At 58.3% G+C, this 16,413-nt stretch carries 14 protein-coding genes; 10 read left to right on the forward strand and 4 right to left on the reverse strand.

The genetic code is table 11. The features are described from left to right. The first annotated feature begins 243 nt into the window (after positions 1 to 243). Positions 244 to 477 (forward strand): DUF433 domain-containing protein, encoded by a 234-nt coding sequence (locus tag A9Q02_RS00225; protein WP_097650334.1) that lies wholly within the window; start codon positions 244 to 246, stop codon positions 475 to 477. Positions 478 to 585: 108 nt separating this feature from the next. After that, positions 586 to 969, forward strand: a complete 384-nt coding sequence (locus A9Q02_RS00230) for a hypothetical protein (protein ID WP_141508608.1) — start codon at positions 586 to 588, stop codon at positions 967 to 969. A 116-nt stretch (positions 970 to 1,085) separates the two neighbouring features. On the opposite strand, the gene A9Q02_RS00235 is transcribed toward A9Q02_RS00230, so the two are convergent. Then, positions 1,086 to 1,313 (reverse strand): hypothetical protein, encoded by a 228-nt coding sequence (locus A9Q02_RS00235; RefSeq protein ID WP_097650336.1) that lies wholly within the window; start codon positions 1,311 to 1,313, stop codon positions 1,086 to 1,088. A 110-nt stretch (positions 1,314 to 1,423) separates the two neighbouring features. Further along, on the reverse strand, positions 1,424 to 2,101 hold the full coding sequence (locus A9Q02_RS00240) for a hypothetical protein (RefSeq protein WP_141508610.1): 678 nt from the start codon (positions 2,099 to 2,101) through the stop codon (positions 1,424 to 1,426). A 356-nt stretch (positions 2,102 to 2,457) separates the two neighbouring features. Here A9Q02_RS00240 and A9Q02_RS25270 point away from each other — a divergent pair, with 356 nt between their 5' ends. From A9Q02_RS25270 to A9Q02_RS00275, 8 genes are all read left to right on the forward strand, one after another. Continuing rightward, on the forward strand, positions 2,458 to 2,631 hold the full coding sequence (locus tag A9Q02_RS25270; RefSeq protein ID WP_425430785.1) for a helix-turn-helix domain-containing protein: 174 nt from the start codon (positions 2,458 to 2,460) through the stop codon (positions 2,629 to 2,631). Positions 2,632 to 2,733: 102 nt separating this feature from the next. Next, entirely contained in the window at positions 2,734 to 3,795 is a 1,062-nt protein-coding gene (locus A9Q02_RS00250) for a DNA-methyltransferase (protein WP_216361418.1), read from the forward strand. Further along, entirely contained in the window at positions 3,795 to 4,400 is a 606-nt protein-coding gene (locus A9Q02_RS23485; protein ID WP_141508612.1) for a hypothetical protein, read from the forward strand. Before A9Q02_RS00250 ends, A9Q02_RS23485 begins: the two co-directional genes overlap by 1 nt. Continuing rightward, complete coding sequence (locus A9Q02_RS00255; protein ID WP_097650340.1) at positions 4,397 to 5,695, forward strand: AAA family ATPase; 1,299 nt, start codon at positions 4,397 to 4,399, stop codon at positions 5,693 to 5,695. The genes A9Q02_RS23485 and A9Q02_RS00255 overlap by 4 nt, the downstream gene beginning before the upstream one ends. A gap of 83 nt (positions 5,696 to 5,778) precedes the next feature. Continuing rightward, positions 5,779 to 6,327 (forward strand): DUF4276 family protein, encoded by a 549-nt coding sequence (locus tag A9Q02_RS00260; RefSeq protein WP_172450444.1) that lies wholly within the window; start codon positions 5,779 to 5,781, stop codon positions 6,325 to 6,327. A 565-nt stretch (positions 6,328 to 6,892) separates the two neighbouring features. Further along, positions 6,893 to 10,057, forward strand: a complete 3,165-nt coding sequence (locus tag A9Q02_RS00265) for a helicase-related protein (RefSeq protein WP_097650342.1) — start codon at positions 6,893 to 6,895, stop codon at positions 10,055 to 10,057. 10 nt (positions 10,058 to 10,067) lie between these two features. Then, positions 10,068 to 11,858, forward strand: coding sequence for a winged helix-turn-helix domain-containing protein (locus tag A9Q02_RS00270; RefSeq protein WP_097650343.1), 1,791 nt, complete (start codon positions 10,068 to 10,070; stop codon positions 11,856 to 11,858). Next, on the forward strand, positions 11,855 to 14,194 hold the full coding sequence (locus tag A9Q02_RS00275) for a hypothetical protein (protein ID WP_097650344.1): 2,340 nt from the start codon (positions 11,855 to 11,857) through the stop codon (positions 14,192 to 14,194). The genes A9Q02_RS00270 and A9Q02_RS00275 overlap by 4 nt, the downstream gene beginning before the upstream one ends. Before the next feature lie 685 nt (positions 14,195 to 14,879). On the opposite strand, the gene A9Q02_RS00280 is transcribed toward A9Q02_RS00275, so the two are convergent. Then, positions 14,880 to 15,458, reverse strand: coding sequence for a transposase (locus A9Q02_RS00280; RefSeq protein ID WP_097650345.1), 579 nt, complete (start codon positions 15,456 to 15,458; stop codon positions 14,880 to 14,882). A gap of 98 nt (positions 15,459 to 15,556) precedes the next feature. Next, positions 15,557 to 16,413 (reverse strand): ISL3 family transposase (locus A9Q02_RS00285; protein ID WP_141508614.1); only part of this gene is annotated, 857 nt, incomplete at its 5' end.

The following is a 16,413-nucleotide window of genomic DNA, read 5'->3' on the forward strand; positions in this document are numbered from 1 at the left end:
TTGACACCTCACACGACACGCCTGCCGCTGCTGCACCGCATCAGAAAGCGGCGTAGCAAAAACTCTATACGTGAAAGGAACCACGTTCCCCCATTTTCAGCGTAGTGGTGCCGTTGTTGGGGCACGGCGGTGCCGTGCCCCAACGGCCGTGGGCATGGAATGATCGCGGGTGACGGGTGGATGGACTAAGATTATGCTATACTTTCATCAGCGCTGTTTGCGGGCCGACACAGGAGGTACGTGATGACACCGAAGATGGCGATCCTCATCGTACAATCCCCAGATATTTTGAGCGGAACCCCAGTCTTTGCCGGCACGCGGGTACCGGTCAAAAATCTGCTCGACTATGTACGAGCGGGTGACACGATCACGGATTTTTTAGACGATTTCCCGTCAGTCAGCCGGGAACAAGTCGATACCGTTTTAGCCCGCTTAGAAGCGCTTGTCCTGGAGATGAACGATGCGCGTGCTGCTTGACGAATGTCTGCCGCGAAAGCTGAAATATAGCCTCAATGGACACAATGCCACAGGTGCAACAGGCACTGCCCCTGATGCTCCCCGGCTCGTTGATGGAAATTAAAGCGCATGAAGACTAATACTATAATGCCCCCCGTCCCGACGATTCCCGGGCCTGGGGTGACGGCCGGCGGGGCGGCGGCTGTTGGGGCACGGCGGCGCCGTGCCCGTACGGGGGGGGGCCGCGGCGGCGGGGCGGCATGGATTACGCCGGATGTGTTGACGGGCCGGGCCTGGGTCAATCAGGGGCGGGGTGGTGTTACCGGGGCTGCCATGGGGCGCAGCAGCGATGGGACCAGCCTGCGGGCAACGGGGGGGCCATGGGCTGCTGCGCTGGGCGCAGCAGCGATGGGACGAGCCTGCGGGCAACGGGGGGGCCATGGGCTGCTGCGCCCCTACAGCGAACCAACCGCATCCGTGGTGCGGGGCCTTTACCCCGGCGATGGCGGGTGACGGGCCGGCGATCACGGCGATGGCGGGTGCCGGGCCGGCGAGTAGGGGCGCAGCAGCCCATGGCGCGTGCCGTAACCGCATCGCCCACCGCTTGGCTGCTGCGCCCTACAGCTTCGTTACGCAGCAAAATCAAAGACGGGCGCACGCAGCACCCTTTGAGGGGCCGGTCGTGACTGGACAATAGCCTGTAGGCGCACAACAGTTTCCGGCGCAAACAGACGTTCACCCGTTTCGACATTGACGCGTGCCGGAACGTGCTCAACGACAATAATTTCATCGCCAAGCTCAAGAATATACGTAACCTCTTGCGCCTCAAAATGCTCATTCCACGTATATGTGCTCATCGTGTACTCCTCCGTATGCGATGCTCTATCCATCAACGGACCCCCGCATCTGCGATGCGATGGGCCGTCTTTTGCGTTCTTTGCGTTCTTTTGCGGCCAAGAACGTGGTTTTAATCTTTTACCTGGCACGCGCTGTCAAACTGAACCCGAACATTCACGTCGCGGATGCGGAAATCATAGCCTTCATCGTCATATTCAATGGTCGCTACGGCATTGGCAGGCGCGCCGCGCTCTAGCGCCACCTGCCATAGGTCGGCAAAGGCGCAGGTGGGGGCGGGCAGGAAGGTAAACGTATCAGTGGCGGGGTCATCAATGTCGCGGGTCATGCCCTGATTGACGTAGGTGTAGGTCACGCTGCCGCCCGGGCCGCGCGACGAAACGCGCCCCTGTTGACCGGGGCGATAGGCCTGAATCGTCACGCGCCGATACCATGTCCCCAAGCCTCCTGCGCCAATAGGCGGTGCATCCGCAGGTGGCGCTACTTCCAGCGCAAACTCGGCGCTGACTCTGGGCGAAGGCGTATAGCTAGCGGTCAAGTCCAGCGTGCCATCTGGGCGCACAAACTGGGCATCGAGGCTGATGAGTTGCGCGCCTTCACCTGCGAAGGCTTGCATGGAGGCATAGGCGGCGACGGGATCATAGTTGGCGGGGTCGCCTTGGACGGGGCGCGACTGAATGGTTTCATAGCCTGTCACTCGCGAGAAGATCGACGTGAGCAGATTCGGGGCAAACACGGCCAGTGCTGCCGCGCCAAGCCCGATCAGCGTGGCAGCCGTGATGATGAGCATGATGAAGCTCATGATACAGCCCGTTCTGGGGCGCGCTCCACCGACATTCAACTGCACCACGACCGGTTTACCCGCCTGGTTTTTTGGGTTTCCTTGTGTCATAATGGCCCCCTAGCCCTACGATCGCGCACGGTTTAATGCAGGTCATTATATGGAATCTGAAATACGAATGCCAGGCCTCAGCACACGGAGGCAAGAATGAGTAGAGTGAACAATAGTACTATAAGGGATGGCACCAAAGTAGGCAGCTTTGACTTTTGCACCATTGTATCGTATCATTAGTGTCAGTCAATTCAAAGATGCCAATTATATCAATAGCAACCAGCAACAAGAGAGATAGTATGAAGAATATAACAATGACAGCGAAAGAAGTATGTGATGCATTGGGTATTTCACTATCAACTTTAAGGCGGCGAATAAAAGCTGGAGAGCTGAGACCAATGCCAAAAGCACCGGGACAAAAGCGAGCGCACCGTTTACAGTTCCTTCGCACCGACATAGAGAGTATACTCGCAACAACGCAAGAGTGACTATACCGAGCAAACGAGGAGGCACCTGAGAGCAAGCCAAGAGAGCATCTAAAGAACTGCCATATGCCTGAGCCAACTCTCCGGAGAATCTTAGGGAGATCTATGGAAAAGGACATAATGGAACCGTTTTACGCTATTTACAAAGGCGACGCCCGTCTTTTATCCTTCATACCCGCCAATTATGTTGATTTAGTAGTTACCTCACCACCCTATTGGAGGAAGCGTGATTACGGCTTTGAGGGACAAATAGGCCAGGAAGCGACGTCTGAAGAGTACGTGGAAGCAATCATTGCGGCAATGGCAGAATGGCGCCGAGTGTTACGGCCATCTGGCTCAGTGTTTCTCAATATAGGCGACACATACTGGCAAAGAAGTCTTCAAGGAGTCCCTAGCCTTGTTGAAGCACGTGCGCGCAGAGCCGGATGGATTCTTCGCAACCGCATTATTTGGGTAAAGAAGGGCGGAATGCCAGATCCCGTACAAGACCGTCTGGCAGGCAGACACGAATACATCCTTCACTTCGCGGTTAACGGTTATTATTACGACTTGTTTGGCTATGCCGAACGATATAGCCTCGGAAAAAAAGGTGCTAATCCTGGAGACGTATGGGAAATCACCCAACAACGCAATTTAGGAAAGCATTTAGCTCCATTTCCGACTGAGCTTGTAGACAGAGTCATTACATTGGGTTGCCCACAGTTTGTCTGTAGCAAATGTGGCAAACCACGAAGGCGTATCGTGGAGCGAACAGCAGAACTTGATACCTCTCGCCCTCAAGCGAAACGGGCTCTAGAGATCGCAAAAGAAAAGAACCTAACACCAGAACACATCGCTGCAATTCAAGCAACAGGAATATCTGATGCAGGCAAAGCAAGACGTGTACAAACAGGTACAGACAAGAACGCAGAGCATGTGCGGAAGCTCGCTTTGGAAGCTAAAGAGATCCTAGGCGGCTACTTTCGCGAATTTACATTCGCTAAACGTATGTCCCGTGGGTGGACTGATTGTGGATGTGGGGCTCCATTTATGCCAGGAGTGGTTCTTGACCCGTTTATGGGTACAGGTACAACCCTTGATGTGGCGAAACAGATGGGCCGTTCCGCCATTGGAATTGATCTAGATATCTCGCAAATTGACATGTCTCAAATAAAGGAGGCGTCGTAGTGACGCAAGTCATTCGCAGACAAGTTGTTGCTCGTGCATTGTCACGTCTGCGTGAGCAGAAGACACACACTCTTTTTCCGGGATATCTCTATCTACAACAACGTTCAGCACAATTAAATAGACTTGAAGATCTTCAACCCGATTTCACCGCTTTCTTTAGACAATATTTACGTGTAAGCGATAATCCTTTAGGAACTCCTTATATTAAGCTATTCACAGAACAGAAAGCAAGTCCTATGAATCTTTGGCTCAACGAGAATGTTGCCGGCTCATATGCGCCCAGTTCACTCCGACCAGGGCAACCCTTTCGTAAAGTAGTTAAGATCACTGGCCGGAATTACTCTCTTCCTGTTAATCACGCACAACTAGCTTTTGAACACCTTCTCTATTCAAATCCAGTTCAAGTTGCCGACTTATCTGTCGTTCTCTACCGTGACTACGGCCTAAATGATGATGTAGTAAGCATTCGAGATGTAATTGATGTATTTATATATGAATTTGGTTATTCTAATGCACACGGATCTGAGCCAAACGAGAACTTTGAACTGTTATATAGCTTTGGTACAGCACAAGACTGGGAAGAGGATTGGTTGGAGATAATATGACAGATTCAAGCGAGGCACAAATTCGCATTAGCCCGATGCGAACCCAAAATAGGGTGCGTAATCTGACTGCCTCAGACTTACTATCTTCTGAAGAAGTAGCACGAGACAGTCATTTATCGACACCTATTAAAGAATTACTTGTCGAAGGGTTGCTTTCCTTTGGCGAGAAGACCTCTTTCAAACTCGGAAAACTGAATATATTAGTTGGCCCAAATGGAGCCGGAAAGTCGAATCTAATTGACTGTATACGCATGTTGCGCTATGCCCCCTTAGATATACAGGAAACATTTAAGGATTCTGGGTTTGAAGAATGGCTTTATAGGGGAGCGGATTCACAATCTGCAAGTGCCTTGCTTCAAGTTGTGGCAACTTTATCAGAACATCAGACAGACATTTCACATCAGATCCGACTAGGCCCACCACAACATTCGCGTGCACCGCTTGAGGAGTTAATTACCAGTCCAGGAGTGCAAAGTGAAGCACAAGACCCCTATTTTGTCGGTTCCTATCGAAGCGAAGCATTCTTAAGTACTGTTAGCACAGGGAAAAGGCGTAGGAGAAGAACTCTTGGCATAAACGAGTATGATCCGTTTCAATCAATCCTAAGTCAAATACGGGATGTCGAGCAATACCCGGAAATTACGCGCCTTTCAAGCCTTTATGCTAGTTTTCGTATTTATTCTGAGTGGACATTTGGCCGCACTTCGAATCTCCGTGAGTCAACACCTGCAAATCGTTCAAATACCACGCTCTCTGAGCTAATGAATGATCTACCTTTGGTGCTAAATGGCTTAGAGAAAACAAGTACTCATGATAAAATTCGCAATCTCCTTGGAGAGTTGAAGGAAACATATGTCGACTATGCAACTCGAATACTATTTGGACGAGTGGGGCTAGAAATACAAGAGTCTCCCTTCGAAGTTCCCTTACCTGCAAGACGATTATCTGACGGTACACTGAGATTTTTGGCGCTAGCCGCTATTCTGCTTCAGCCTAATCCATCACCTCTTATTTGTCTTGAGGAACCGGAACTAGGAATGCATCCAGATATGATTAGAATGGTGGCCACAATGATAATTGAGGCTTCCGCAAAGACACAGTTAGTCATCACAACACACTCTGAACATCTACTATCGGCTTTACAAGATGATTTTGACGTACTATTTGCATTTGATACAGGATTAAAAGGATCAGTTGTCCGGCGTTTTAGTCAAGAAGAATACAAAGACTGGCGAGCAAGCCACAATCTCGGCGAACTTTGGACATCTGGTGAGCTTGGAGGCAATCGATGGTAAAGAGATGCGTCCGAGTTTATGTCGAAGGTGGTGCGGAAGGTAGAGTCGCCGATAGCGATTTTAGGCGAGGATGGAAGACATTTTTGAACGACCTTCATCTGCTCGCGAGAGATAATGGATATCATTCGTTGGAGATCGTTCGTGGCAAAGGAAGGGCAAACACTTTTCGTGGTTTTACAAATCATCAGGCCCAACACCCAAATGATCTTTGTGTCCTCCTCGTTGATGCTGAAACAGAAGCCCCTGAGGGAATACGTGTTTGGGATGTTGTTGCTCGTAGAGCACAGGACAGTTGGCAACGTCCTAATTGGGCAACAGAAAGACACTTATATCTAATGGCGCATTTTGTGGAAACTTGGCTACTGACAGATCAAGACGCATTACAAGAATATTTCAGAAGGGGTTTTAATTCCAGGCCACTTCCAACCACAAATTTAGAAAGTCGACCTAAAAATGAAATTGAAAATGCATTAACAGCGGCAACAAGAAATTCATCAAGAGGCGAATATCGCCATGGCCAGGCGCATGAAATTATTGGAATGATTCGAACTGAGAGGGTGAGAACTCTTAGGCATGGCCGCCGTCTTTTTGAAGTATTGAGCAGCTTCATAAGAGATGAATCTGAGAGATAGGCTAGGTATCCGAAATTGGATCACGCCGGAGGTTTCCACAGGCCGAGCCTGGTTCAATCAGGGGTAGGTGGTGCCACCGGCGCTACCGTGGGGCGCAGCAGCGATGGGGATCCGCCTGGGGGCAACAGGTGGGCCATGGGCTGCTGCGGTGGGCGCAGCAGCGATGGGGCCAGCCTGCGGGCAACGGAGGGGCCATGGGCTGCTGCGGTGGGCGCAGCAGCGATGGGACCAGCCTGCGGGCAACGGAGGGGCCATGGGCTGCTGCGCCCCTACAGCCGTGGGCATGGAACGATCGCGGGTGGTGTCACCGGGGCTGCCATGGGGCGGCGCCGTTGGGGCGCGGGCAAGCCGTGCCCCTACTATAGGGTATACTTACCGTATTGCCCGGCGCATGGACGTACGGGCCGATACGGAGATCACAAAGCGGGGTGCTTGCCAGGAACGCTCATTTGTGCCCTCTTTGCTCGGTATACTGAGGATGGGAGACCTCACTGGTCTTGAAGGCCTGTGCGGTCTCAGGTGGGTTTGAACGGATACGCACGACCGGCACTCTGCGAGGACGATCATGTACGAAGAGCCATCAGACCGGGGGAAGCAGGCCATTCGTGAGCACCGTGCGCCCGATGGGGTGCCCTATATCCTTGATAATCACGAAGGCAGTATGACGGTTCACGAGGCGCTGGCGCGTCTGATGGCCGGATCGCCCTGGGCTGATATCGCGACGGGCTATTTTGCGCTGAGTGGCTATGCGCTGTTGGCCGATGCGCTCGAAGGGTTGCGTGAGTTGCGCTTGCTCTTTGGTGAGTCGCGTGTGGCTGATGAGGTTGCCCGCGATCTGCGCCGTGAACGCTATCGGGCGGCACTTCAGGTGCGTGTCGAGCGGTTGCTGGCTTTTTTGCAGCGCCCACCGGTCGATGGCAAGGAGGCTGTGCAGATCCGGCGCTATAGCGAGGGTGGCAATGGGCCGGGTTTCTTTCACGCGAAAGCTTATATTGTCCAGGGCGCGGCGGTCGTCGGCAGTAGCAACTTCACCAGCAACGGGCTTACGAGCAATACTGAACTGAATGCCGTACACCGCGACATTCCGATCGTCAACGACTTTTCGGCCTGGTACGAGCGGATGTGGCATGCGCCCCAGGCCGTTGATTGCAAGGAGGAGTTGATCGCGACGCTGCGCCGCTCGCAGTTTGGCGATTTCCCCTATTCGCCCCACGAGATCTATATCAAGACGCTCTATGAGTATTTCAAAGACGATCTGGATAAAGAGGCGGCGCTCGACCCGACGCGCTCGGTGGTTGAATTGGCGACGTTTCAACACGAGGCGTTCCAGAAGGCCCAGCGGATTTTGCGCCGTTACCACGGGGTGATGATCGCTGATAGTGTTGGTCTGGGCAAGACCTACATCGGCAAGAAGTTGTTGGAGTTGTTTGCCTATTACCAGCGCCAACGCGCACTGATCATCTGCCCGGCCCAGTTGCGCGAGATGTGGCAACGCCAGATCGAGGAGAGCCGCATCGCTGCGCGGATCATCGGGATGGAGGAGTTGGGGCGAGCCGACTATCCGGTAAGTCAGCATAGTGACGCCGAGTTTGTGCTCGTTGACGAGAGCCATAATTTCCGGAATCCGCAGGCCCAGCGCTATCAGAACTTGAGCCGCATCCTGGCCAGCGGCGAGCCCAAGCGGGTAGCTTTGCTCACGGCCACGCCGATCAACAACAGCCTCTGGGATCTCTATCACCAGATCGCGCTCTGGACGCGCGGCAACGATGGGTATTTCCGCGAGGCCGGCATTCGTTCGTTGCGCCAGTACTTCAAGGAGGCCGAAGGGTTGAGTGGCGCAGGCGGTGCGCTCTTCAACCTGCTCGAAGAGGTGGTCATTCGCCGTACACGCGCCTTCATTCAGGAGCACTACGGCGAGGTGACGATCAACGACCAGCCGCTGCGCTTCCCAAAACGCGCACCGCTGCAGACGCTCCGCTATAACCTGGGCGACGCCTACAACGGCCTGTTTGGCCAGATCACCAGTGCGATTGAGGAACTGGAACTGCCGGCCTACAACCCCGAGAGCTATCTGATCACGCCAGCCGCCAGCGACAAGCTGCGTGCGATGACCAACGGCGGCATCGTCGGCCTGCTCAAGACGACGCTGTTGAAGCGTTTCGAGAGCAGCGTCGTCGCCTTCCGACGTAGCATCCACCGTCTGCGTGACTTCGAGGCCCAGTTCCTGGCGCAATTGCGGATGGGACGGTTGCTGCACAGCGGCGCGCATCGGCGCATCCTGCGGCTAGAAGAAGACGACGACCCGGTCGGCCTCGATGCGATGCTTGCAAGCCTGGAGCCAATCGACCCGGCTCGCTATCACGTTGCCACGATCGAGGCGCATGTTGCGCACGACTTGCACCTGCTCGACGCGATCATCGCCCGGATCGATCCGCTTGGCCCGGACGCAGATACCAAGCTCCAGGCCTTTCTGGCCGAGTTGCGCACCCTGGCCGAGGCAAAGATCGTCATCTTCTCGTATTACCGCGACACGGCCCACTATCTCGCCGCACAGATCGCCGCCGATCCTGATCTCGCCGGGCGGCAGGTCGCTGTGCTCAGCAGTGACATCCCGCCCCGCGAACGGCAACGGCTGATCGAGCGCTTCGCCCCCTTGAGCAACAAAGCGCGCCCCACGGTTGACCCTGCCAACGAGATCAACCTGCTGATCGCCACCGACGTGCTGAGCGAGGGCCAGAATCTGCAAGATGCCGACCGACTGATCAACTACGACCTGCACTGGAATCCGACCCGTATGATCCAGCGCAACGGGCGGATCGACCGCCTTGGCAACCCCCACCCGCTCATCCAGATCGCGAATATCTTCCCCGCCGACGACCTGGAAGTTTTGCTGCGCCTGGTCGAGCGCATCCAGACGCGCTTGCATGCGATCAACGAGACAATCGGTCTGGATGCCAGCGTACTGGGCGAGTTGGTCACTCCGCGCACCTTCAATACGCTGCGCGAGTTGGCTGCCGGCGACGATAGCAGCCTGATCTACTGGGGCCAAGTCAGTGAACTGGCCGGCAATGAGTTGATGCGTCAGCAATTGCTGGCCTACCTGCGCCATTATGGCGAGGAACTGGTTCGCGACTTGCCGGGCGGGATCCACTCGAGCCTGCGGCGAGGCCAACGCCAGGGCCTCTTTGCCTACTACCGCTACAAAGATCGCCACTTCTGGCGCTTCTATGATACGCGCAACCGGTACGCCAGCGATAACCGCTTCGAGATCCACGAACTGATCCGCGCTAGCCGCGAGGAACCACGCGCCGAAGACTGGCTCGATCCTCCCGAGGCTGAGCAGATCCTGGAGTTGCTGGCCGAGGACATTTTGACCACCCTGCAAGAGCAGCGTGGCACAGCAGCGCTCGGCGAGACCCTCGACAAAGTGCAGCGCGACCTGGGCCAGATTGTGCGGGCCGGCTGGTCGGCCCCGGGGGTTGAGCGAACCCAGGCCCAGGCCGTCTTTGCTGCGTTACGCAACCCACTGCCGACAGCTTTCATCAAAGACCTGCGCGCCATCGCCGCCCGCTACCAGCAGGAGAAAGACTACGGCCTGTTGCTGGCGATGCTCCAGAAACTCTTCGACGAATTCCAGATGGCCGACACCCCGGCGACGGCCTTGCGCCCCGAAAGCGAGCCGCTCACCCGTGACGACCTTGAGCTCGTGTGCTGGATGCTGATTGGATGAAAGGGTCTGTATGCCATTCCCAAAGCGCGATGCAATCGAGGAACCCCTGCTACATACGCTTGCCGAGAAGGGTGGTGAGGCAAAACCAGATGATGTTGTTCAACGTCTCGCCGAGTATTTCCAACTCACTGAAGAAGAGCGTCAAGGTAACCTCCCTAGCGGGATGAATCGCTGGAAGAATCTCGTTATGTGGGTTCGCAATGATTTGCGTGAGGCAGGTGATCTTGATGGTTCGACGAGAGGTGTCTGGCGCATCACCGACAAGGGCCGTAAGCGCATTGGACTGGCTGTTTCCACACCCCCCAATGAAACCGAACTGCTGACATTAGGTGAAGAAGATAGCCCGCTGCCGGCGACGCCTGAGGTACTGTTGAAGGCATTGATCGCCGAGTTGCGCAGCGAGATCCTGATCGATGAGGCGTTGATCCGGCGGATCTACCATGCGCTGCTGGCCGGCCATGTCATTCTCAGTGGCCCGCCTGGTACCGGCAAGACCGAACTGGCCCGCCGGATCCCCGAGATGCTCTGGCAAAGCGAGGTGGTGGCCGGGGCGAATCCCAATCCGCTCGGTCCGGCGGTGCAGAAACAGAAGGTGATGACCAGTGCCTTCACCACGCTCCTGGTTACCGCCACCGACGAGTGGAGCGTCCGTACCCTGATTGGCGGCCTGGCCCCGGTCAGCGAGGGCGGCAAGCCAACCTATCGCATTCAGTACGGCCATCTGGCCCAGGCGATCTTTGCCAACTGGGCGGTCAGTGAGACGAAACCGGCTGGTTGGATGGCCCCGCAGCGCAAGAGTCTCCGCGCACCGAGTTATGTCGCTGGTGGTGCCGAGCAGGAGTTCCGTGGCTGCTGGCTGGTGATCGATGAGTTCAATCGTGCCCCGATTGACTTGGCCCTCGGTGAGGCCATCACTGCCCTGGGCGGCAGTGATCGTTTGCGTGTGCCGGTTGATGGCGGCAGCGCAGAGTTGCCCATCCCGCAAGACTTCCGCATCATTGGCACGCTGAATAGCTTCGACCGCAATTACCTGAACCAGCTCAGCGAGGCCCTGAAGCGCCGTTTCGCTTTTATTGAGATCCCGCCGCCGACCCGCCAGCGTCGCGACGAGGAACAGGCAATGGTGTTGGCCAGAGCACTCAAGGGCATCGTGCATCTCGCGCCGACGATCACGCTCGATGCCAATGGCAGCGTGAACTGGTCGGGCGTGGTGTCAATCACGCGCACCGGCAGCGGCTACCACGTTGTCTGGGCCGCGCCAGACGCACCACTGGCGCTTGCGTTCGACTTTCTCTGGAAGGTCTTCGAGGTCATTCGCATCTACCGGCAACTCGGCACGGCCCAGGCAATCGCCTTGTTGCGCCAGATGCTGATTGCCGGAGCCGTGCAGCCGGGTATGACGCTCGACCGCTGGGTGGCCGCAGCCGACCAGGCCCTCTGCGATACGCTTGCCGATCAGCTCCAGGTGCTGTTGCCCGACGAACTGGAGGTGCTGATCGCCGCGTTTGACGTGACCTCGACGGTGACCGCCTTGACCGCCAGGCTCAACGCGATCCTGCTTCGGCTGCTGAGCAGCCCGCGCCGCTTTATGGCCCAGGTCGATGCGCTCAACGCGATCGTGCGCCAGGATGGCAGTGCGATTGTGAGTCTCAACGAAGACGCTGATGCGTATGATGATCAGCGCCCGCCGCAGCTTCGTGAAGAAGAAGTCGTTGAACTCTTCCACTGGCAGAACAGCGGTTATGCCCTTCCGCTGTTTGTGAAGCGGCTGCGCACCTTCAAAGTGGAGCGTGGGCTATGACGGTCACGCCAGGTAACCAGGACGATGAACCGATCACCAGCGCGGTACACGAGGATCGGCGCAGACTCTGGTCGCAGCGACTTCAGCGGCGGGTGATGCGCCTGCTGCTCTTGCATGAGCAGCGCCTGTTTCGCGGCCAGTTCCAGACGTTCTACACCGGCAGCGACATTGCACCGCTCTTTGCGCAGTACGACCGCTTGCTGCAACTGCGTACGCTCAGTGACGAACTGCTCGGCGACATTATGCCGCGGATCCGGCGCCAGTTGAGTTTGCAAACCGACCAGGCCCGCCTGAGCGAGGTTGCACCGACGCGTGGCGATATCGACTGGCCGCGGACAATGCAGCGTAACTGGCGTGAGAACCCCGACCTGTTGCCGCTTACCTTCGAGACCCGGCTCCGCCAGCGTAGTTCGGTCACGCCCGAAAACTTGTTGACGGTTGCCGTGCTGCTCAGCTACCGCGCCTTGATGAAGGCGTTGCTCAGCGAAGCCATAGATGGGGAAGCACTTGCAGCCGAGGAGCTCCAGGCACTCACGACGAACGACGAGCATGTCGAGCGCGAGTTGGCTGCCGCCTACGCCCGTGCGCTCATTGAACCTGCGCAGCGCAGCGATGTCACGACCCTGGCCAGCCAGGTTGAAGCGCGGCTGCGCCCAGGGCCAAACCCGTACCGCGATCTGCTGGCGTGGTGGCAACGGTTTTCTGCGTTCCAGGTTGGACGAGGCAGCACCCGTCGCGGCCCAACCCTGGCACCCCTGCGCACCGATGCAAAGGCCGAGGCGTGGCTCTATGAGCTCTGGATCATGCTGGAGATCCTGCATCTGCTCAACGAAGCGGGGGCGTTGTCAGGCCGAGCAGTGCAAATCAGCCGTGACCGGCTTGAGGCAGACTTCACCTGGAACGGCGAGCCACTTCATAGTACCTATAACCGCCAGGCCGAAGACACCGGCGGCGCGAGTGCGGCCTGGCTAAACGGGCCAGGGGTGCGCCCGGACTATGCGCTCACCCGGCAGAACGCGATCCCAGATCTGCTGGATCCGCACGGGAACGTGATCTGGCGTGAGCCGCCGGTGCTGCTCGACGCCAAATATTATCTGGCGGGGCAAGACCCTGAGCGCACGCACGGCGCGGTCAAGAAGCTGATCGGCGATATGACGCTGCTGGGTGCGTGCCAGGGCGTGCTCTTCTTCCCCGCGCTCCCCGAACCTCAGGTGCCAGGCCCCCACGCGTCGCGCCTGATCGAACGGCGCGCCGAGCGTCACCACGGCGGTGCTCCCATCCCGCTCCAGATCCACCTCTACCGCATCACTCCCTCGATGCCGCTCGCCGATCTGCAGAACCGGCTACGAGCGATGCTGGATCATATCAGTCGCCACATGGCCGAGCGGCCCAAGGAAATCAGGTGCGAGGGTATCTACCTTGATCCAGATACGATAAGCCCGGGCGGCAACCCAGTGCAGCGTGAGAAACAGATTCTCTGTCCCAAGCCGCATCTTGGCCCCGGAATATACGACCTGGTGCGCCCGGAAGATTGCCTGCGCACCCCCCAACTCTGCCACGTCATCGGGCAGGCCATCATTCCGCCCTATGTAGTGCGGATCACCAACGAGACCAACCTCAACCACCAGGCGGCTGATCTACGCACCCGCCACGAACAGCGCCTGCGTGAACACGAGGCCCATAGCGACGACGATCATGCGGCCCAGGCCGAGCAACTGCGTACCCACATCTTCACCGGAGTTGGCCGCACCGTCGAGCAGTACGTCAAACTCCGCGGCAACACCCACTCCATCGAAGAGCACCTGGAAGCCTGGGTCTTTGGAGCCTGCTGGCAGAAGCGTGTTGGCTGGGCGCTGAGCGCAGCCACCCGCGAGATGCTCAAGAGCGGCGAGTATGTCTGGCACGAATATATGCAGAGCGACGGACTCGAAGACTGGGCCGCGCCAGCGATCCAATACTGTCGCGCCCTTGAACTGGAACTACGACGACGCTTCTTCTTGCATACACCAAAAGCCTTTAAGGTCATGAAGGCGGGCTGGACAATTGGCACGCCAGTGCATGCATTAAAAAACCGGAAAACAAACCCAAACGCGGCATTGAACCTAAAGCTGCTATGCGCACGAGTCACACCCGAGCAACAGCGCAACCTAGTACAGCAACTCCACCGGCTCAAGACCGTACACAAGACCCGCAACCGTCTAGCGCACAGCAACGCCCTTGGCAAAGCCGAAGCGAGCACGCTCCGCTCACTCATCCTGGGCACCCGCGACCGCATCGGCATCCTCTGCTGGCTCGCCGAACACGTCCAGCCTGCACCCGAGCCAGAGCACACGTAAGGCCGAAGCAAGCGCCCCAAATGGTCTCCGGCACCCACACGCCCCCCCCGAGCGCGCATGCTTCGGCCCACCGGGGCCGCCGCGCCAGCGGGACATGGGCCGCAGCGAAGATTCCTCACTGCGTTCGGAATGACATTGATGGCGTTGGCCCCCCCGCTGCGCTCGCCGTGGCACCCCGCTGCGCTCGCCGTGGCACCCCGCTGCGCTCGCCGTGGCACCCCGCTGCGCCCGCCGTGGCACCCCGCTGCGCTCGCCGTGGCACCCCGAGCGGAGCGAGGGGTCTTCCATGGGCCGCAGCGAAGATTCCTCACGGCGTTCGGAATGACATGGCTGGCGTTGCCTCCCGCTGCGCTCGCCGGGGCACCCCGCTGCGCTTGCCGGGGCACCCCGCTGCGCTTGCCGTGTCACCCCGAGCGGAGCGAGGGGTCTTCCATGGGCCGCAGCGAAGATTCCTCACTGCGTTCGGAATGACATGGATGGCGTTGGCCCCCCGCTGCGCTCGCCGTGTCACCCCGCTGCGCTCGCCGGGGCACCCCGAGCGGAGCGAGGGGTCTTCGCTGCGCATCAGCGAAGATTCCTCACTGCGTTCGGAATGACATGGATGGCGTTGGCACCCGCTGCGCCCGCCGGTGTTTATGCTAATCTAAAACTGGCTCTCCCGCACTTTCCGTGCAGGAGGCGTCGCTTAGGAAGCGCGAGCGAGTACGCGGCGACGGAGCAGGTCAAACTTGGCTCGTCCATACATGCTGCGCTTGATCAGCTTCAGCCGATTCACCTGGCCCTCGACCTGTCCGTTGCTGGAGGGCGACGAGAGGGCGGCCACCACGGCCGCTTGGTCGCGTTCTAACCCAACGACAAAGCTCTGAAGCTCGGCAATCCCACTCGCGCGCGCTCGCTGAAGCCACCCATCAAACGCCGCAGCCGTGCGTTCCCGCACCATCTGGATGAACTCCTGCGCGAGATCAGAGGCCACCTCCACCGTGGGCGCTTGTTGGCAGAGGCGCTCAATGATGCCCTGCTCCTCCTGCGTGAGCTTTTCGGGACGACGAACCAGGAGCCAGGCGGCCTGCCGCGCGGACAACCGACGTTGCGCTGGTGGTTTCGGGCTTGGCGCTGATGCTGGGGGACGACCACGCCCGCGTCGGGGCGGGCCGTTCGGGTCAGGCTGCGGCACCAGGTGGCGATGCTGCGCGACCCAGCGTGAGACCAGCGCGCGTGAGCCACGGTAGCCGTGCTGCTCCCGCAATTCCCGCCAGAGCTGCATTCCGTTGTCCTGGCCGGCGGCTAATTGCGCTTCCAGATACGGAATGAGTGGAACTCCCGCACCTCCGTGGAACGTGCCTGTCGGCGGGCGCGCTGCTCCTAGCTCTGTTGCGCGGCCTTGTTCCGTGGAGACGAAGCTCCTGCTGGTTCAGCCGGTGGTTTCGCCTCAGCCGGTGCTTTCGCCTCCGGGGAGACCACCGGCTCGGCAGGAAGCACCGGTGGTGGATCGGAAGGTGGGGACTCTGGTCGGGTGGCTGCCACCAGCGCCTCTTGCTGCCCATCGAGCAGGCGTTGCAGCATCTCACGCACGTTTTGGAGCAAATGAAAGCGGTCGGCAACTTGGAGCGCATCGGGCGCACCGCGGCTGGCGCCCTCGGCATATTCGTTTGAGCGGTCGCGGGTCATGACCTCGACGCCAGGGTGATCCTTCAGCCACTGCGCGACCACCTCGGCGGAGCGTTCCTCGATCAGATCCACCGTCCGATGGGCTTCCAGGTCGACCAGGAGCGTGCCATAGACCTGACCTTTGCGCAGCGCGAAGTCATCGATGCCAAGGCAGCGCGGGGTTGGACGCGCATCCTCAGGCGTACTCCGGGCCAGACGAAGCAACGTGTCGGGGCTGAGGCCCATGCCCTGGCGCCGGGCCAGACGTGCCCCTGGTTCGCCGCCCACATCCAGGGCGAGTTGGCGCTGTTCTGCCCGCAGTCGGGTGGTTCGGCGCGCAGAAGGAATGGCCAGCCCCGGCACCGGCTCAGTGAAGGTGGTGCGACCACAGCCGAGAGTCGCACAGCGAAAGCGCCGAACGAGGTGTTCACCATGAATGCTACCACAGTGACCGTGCAGCCGTTTGGGAGCGAGCAGCCGTTGACCTTGGATCTTGCCGCCATCTACCAGCAGTTTCAACAGGTGCCGGATCTGCGCCACCGTCGGGGTGTCCGCTATCCCTTGGCGGTCAT

The sequence above is a fragment of the Candidatus Chloroploca asiatica genome (assembly GCF_002532075.1).
Lineage (GTDB): Bacteria > Chloroflexota > Chloroflexia > Chloroflexales > Chloroflexaceae > Chloroploca > Chloroploca asiatica.

Coding starts and splice junctions, on each gene's coding strand:
- A9Q02_RS00225 (WP_097650334.1), top strand. CDS start 244: ATGACACCGAAGATGGCGATCCTCATCGTACAATCCCCAGATATTTTG.
- A9Q02_RS00230 (WP_141508608.1), top strand. CDS start 586: ATGAAGACTAATACTATAATGCCCCCCGTCCCGACGATTCCCGGGCCT.
- A9Q02_RS00235 (WP_097650336.1), bottom strand. CDS start 1,313: ATGAGCACATATACGTGGAATGAGCATTTTGAGGCGCAAGAGGTTACG.
- A9Q02_RS00240 (WP_141508610.1), bottom strand. CDS start 2,101: ATGCTCATCATCACGGCTGCCACGCTGATCGGGCTTGGCGCGGCAGCA.
- A9Q02_RS25270 (WP_425430785.1), top strand. CDS start 2,458: ATGACAGCGAAAGAAGTATGTGATGCATTGGGTATTTCACTATCAACT.
- A9Q02_RS00250 (WP_216361418.1), top strand. CDS start 2,734: ATGGAAAAGGACATAATGGAACCGTTTTACGCTATTTACAAAGGCGAC.
- A9Q02_RS00255 (WP_097650340.1), top strand. CDS start 4,397: ATGACAGATTCAAGCGAGGCACAAATTCGCATTAGCCCGATGCGAACC.
- A9Q02_RS00265 (WP_097650342.1), top strand. CDS start 6,893: ATGTACGAAGAGCCATCAGACCGGGGGAAGCAGGCCATTCGTGAGCAC.
- A9Q02_RS00270 (WP_097650343.1), top strand. CDS start 10,068: ATGCCATTCCCAAAGCGCGATGCAATCGAGGAACCCCTGCTACATACG.
- A9Q02_RS00275 (WP_097650344.1), top strand. CDS start 11,855: ATGACGGTCACGCCAGGTAACCAGGACGATGAACCGATCACCAGCGCG.
- A9Q02_RS00280 (WP_097650345.1), bottom strand. CDS start 15,458: ATGCAGCTCTGGCGGGAATTGCGGGAGCAGCACGGCTACCGTGGCTCA.